The sequence below is a fragment of the Plasticicumulans sp. genome, from assembly GCF_035331805.1.
GTDB lineage: Bacteria > Pseudomonadota > Gammaproteobacteria > Competibacterales > Competibacteraceae > Plasticicumulans.
In genome coordinates this window covers 1-2,938 of record NZ_DAOLKE010000403.1, presented here as the reverse complement: position 1 = coordinate 2,938, position 2,938 = coordinate 1, and the positions used below count along the sequence as shown (strand labels likewise).

Annotated in this window: 2 protein-coding genes; both read right to left on the bottom strand. The window is 75.3% G+C overall.

The genetic code is table 11. The features are described 5' to 3' along the window. Positions 1-2,247: DUF349 domain-containing protein (locus PKE44_RS17545; protein ID WP_324553843.1), on the bottom strand; the 2,247-nt coding region annotated here is incomplete at its 3' end. A gap of 108 nt (positions 2,248-2,355) precedes the next feature. Further along, on the bottom strand, positions 2,356-2,938 hold a 583-nt coding region (locus tag PKE44_RS17540; protein WP_324553840.1), incomplete at its 5' end, for a sterol desaturase family protein.

Here is a 2,938-nt window from a genome sequence, read left to right as displayed (position 1 = left end):
TTCGATGGCGTGCTGCGCCGCGCGCGGCAGCTCGCCGAGCCCGGCCCAGTCCTCGGCGATGCGTGCCGCCGCGGCGCGGGCGGCGCCGGCGTTGTCGGCATCGAGGGGCGTGGCTGCCAGCGTTTCCAGTTCGGCGCACAGCGCGGCGGCGGCATCGAGCGTCGCCTGCCGCTGCGCCTGACCGGCCGAGCGCACCTGCTCGCGGCGCCCGAAGATCGCATCGCAGACTGCCCGGAAGCGCAGCCACAGCGCCTGCTCGGCATCGCGGCGCAACTGCAGCGTCGGTGACCAGTCGGCCTGGGCCTGGCGGGCGGCGGCGATCGCGGTGCGCAGGTCTTCATCGGCCAGGCTCTGGAGCTGCACGATCAGCGCCTCGCGCCGGGCGCGCTCGCGCTGGCGCTCGGCCTCGATGCGTCCGCCGACGGCCTCGGCGGCGGCCTTCCAGTCCTGCTCCAGCGTCCGGTAGGCGTTGCGCGGCACGGTGCCGGCCTCGCGCCAGCCGCGCTGCAGCTCGCGCCAGGCCTGATCCAGCGTCCGCCAGTCCGGAGCCGACCAGTCGGTGCCGGCATCGAGCTGCTGCAGGCGTTCGATCAGCGCGCGGCGTGCGCCGATGTGCTGCTCGCGCTCGGCCGCGGCCTGCGCGAAAGCGGCCTGCGCCGGGGCATAGGCGCGTTCGCAGGCGCTGTTGAAGCGTTCCCACTGTCCGCGCGTCGCCGGCAGCTCGCCGCCGTCGAGCTGCTTCCACTGCGCGCGCAGCTGCTGCACGCGGCGCGCGAGTTCGGCCGGTGCCCAGGCGTCCGGCACCAGCCCTTCGGCGGCGAGGCAGAGCTGTTCGCGCGCCTGCCGGCCGCCCCAGCGCGCCCAGTCACGCAGTTCGGCGAGCCGGGCGGCGGCGGCGTGCAGCCGTGCATCGAGGGCGCGCAGGCCGCGGGCCTCGGTCTGGATCTGCTCGTACAGCGGCTGCGCCGTATGCAGTTCACCGGCTTCGAGGGCGGCTTCGAGGGTTTCGAGCCGCGCGAGCAATTGCGCATCCGGTTCGGCCGGGGCGCGGCGCGGCGCGGCCGGTTTCGGTGCGGAGGACTGCGTTGGTGCCGGTGCCGGCTGTGCGGCCAGCAGCTGCGCGAGCCGGGCGCGGGCGCGTTCGTCCTGACGGCGGCGCAGCGTGGCATCGGCCGGTGCCGGGAGCGCCTGCCATTCGGCTTCGAGCCGGGTCCGGGTCGCGGCGTCGATCGACGCCAGCGTTTCGAGCGCGTTCAGCCAGCGTTCGCGGGCTTCGGCATGGGCGGTGTCGCGCCCGCGCTCGGCCAGCCGCTCGCGCAGCGCCTGCATGCGCACGACGATGCGCGGATCGGCCGGAGCCTCGGCTTCGAGCCCGGCGAGCGCCGTGGCGCAGGCCGTGGCGTCGCCGTGCGTGGCGAAGCCGGCGGTGATGGCATCGAGGGCGCGCAGGCAGCGGGCGACCGCGACGCCGTGGGCCTGATGCGCGGCGAGCAGCGGCGCGAGCCGGGCCTGCGCGGCCTGACGGCGGGCCGGGTCATCGGCTTCGGCCGGCAGCTGCCCGAATTCGCGTTCGAGCGCGGCGGCGCGGACCACGTCCTCGGCTTCCAGGCGCTCGCGGGCGGCCAGCGCGTCGAGCTCATCGAGCAGCGCCGCGGCGCGCAGGCGTTCGGTCTCGCGCCGGCGCACGGTTTCCAGCCGCTCGCTGACGAGCCGGTACAGGCGCTTGTCGCGAGCGCGGAAGCTGCGCGCCAGCCCGGCGAGCAGTTCGGGATCGTGGATGCGTTCGGTGGCCGCGAGGCGCACCTCGGCAACCGCGTCCTGCACGGCGATGACGGCGAGCTGCCGCTGATCGAGGACGCCGGCGAGCGCGGCCAGCCGCAGCGCCGATTCGGCCGCCTCGGCGGCGAGGTGGACGAGCAGCGCCGGCGGCAGGCGCGGATCGGCAAGCACGGCGAGGCGCACCGTCACCGCCGGCCCGCCGGCGAGGTGCCCGGCGAGCAGCGTGCGCAGCCGGCCGGTGGCGGCCTCGCGCACGACGGCGTCGTCCTCGGCGTGCAGATGTTCGAGCAGCCGCAGCGGATCGTGCAGCCGGTCGAGCGCGGCGCGGCGCACGCCCGGATCGCTGTCACCGGCCAGTTCGAGCAGTGCCGGATCGCCGTCGGCGAGGCTTTGCAGCGCGCGCAGGCGCTCGCGGGGATCACGATGGCGCCACGACGGCGCACGGCGGAACAGGCGGGTGAAGATCATCGGTGACTCGGCAGGTCTCGGGCGGGGGCGATTGAAGCACAAAGCGGCGGGCGCGTCCGGAGCCGGCCGGTTACGGGACGTGGCGGGGGGCAGCGGGTCAGCGCAGGCTCAGCCGTCGCGGCGCAGCGGCTGCAGCAGCAGCGCGCCGAGGCGCTGGGCTTGCGGGGCGCGGAAGCCGTCGAGGCCGATCGTCATCGTCGCGTGTCCGTCGCGCGGTGCCGAGCGCCAGGTGCCGAACAGGTGATCCCACCAGACGACGCTGAAGCCGAAGTTGCTGTCGGTCTCGTCGCGGTGGATCGAGTGGTGGATGCGGTGCACGTCCGGCGTGATCAGCACGCGGCGCAGCCACGCATCGACCGGCGCCGGCAGCGCGAGGTTGGCGTGGTTGAACAGCGCGCAGGCCGACAGCAGCAGCTCGAAGCCCGCAACCGCCGCGACCGGCGCACCGAGCGCGAGCACCAGCACGATCTTCCAGAGCATCGACAGCCCGATCTCCAGCGGGTGAAAGCGCAGCGCCGTGCTGGTGTCGAAGTCGGTGTCGGTGTGATGCACGCGGTGCAGGCGCCAGAGCAGCGGCACGCGGTGCATCGCGACATGCTGCGCCCAGATCGCCAGATCGAGCAGCAGCAGGCTCAGCATCCCGGCGAGCGGCGCCGGCACGGCGAGCGCCCGCAGCAGGCCCCAGCCGCGT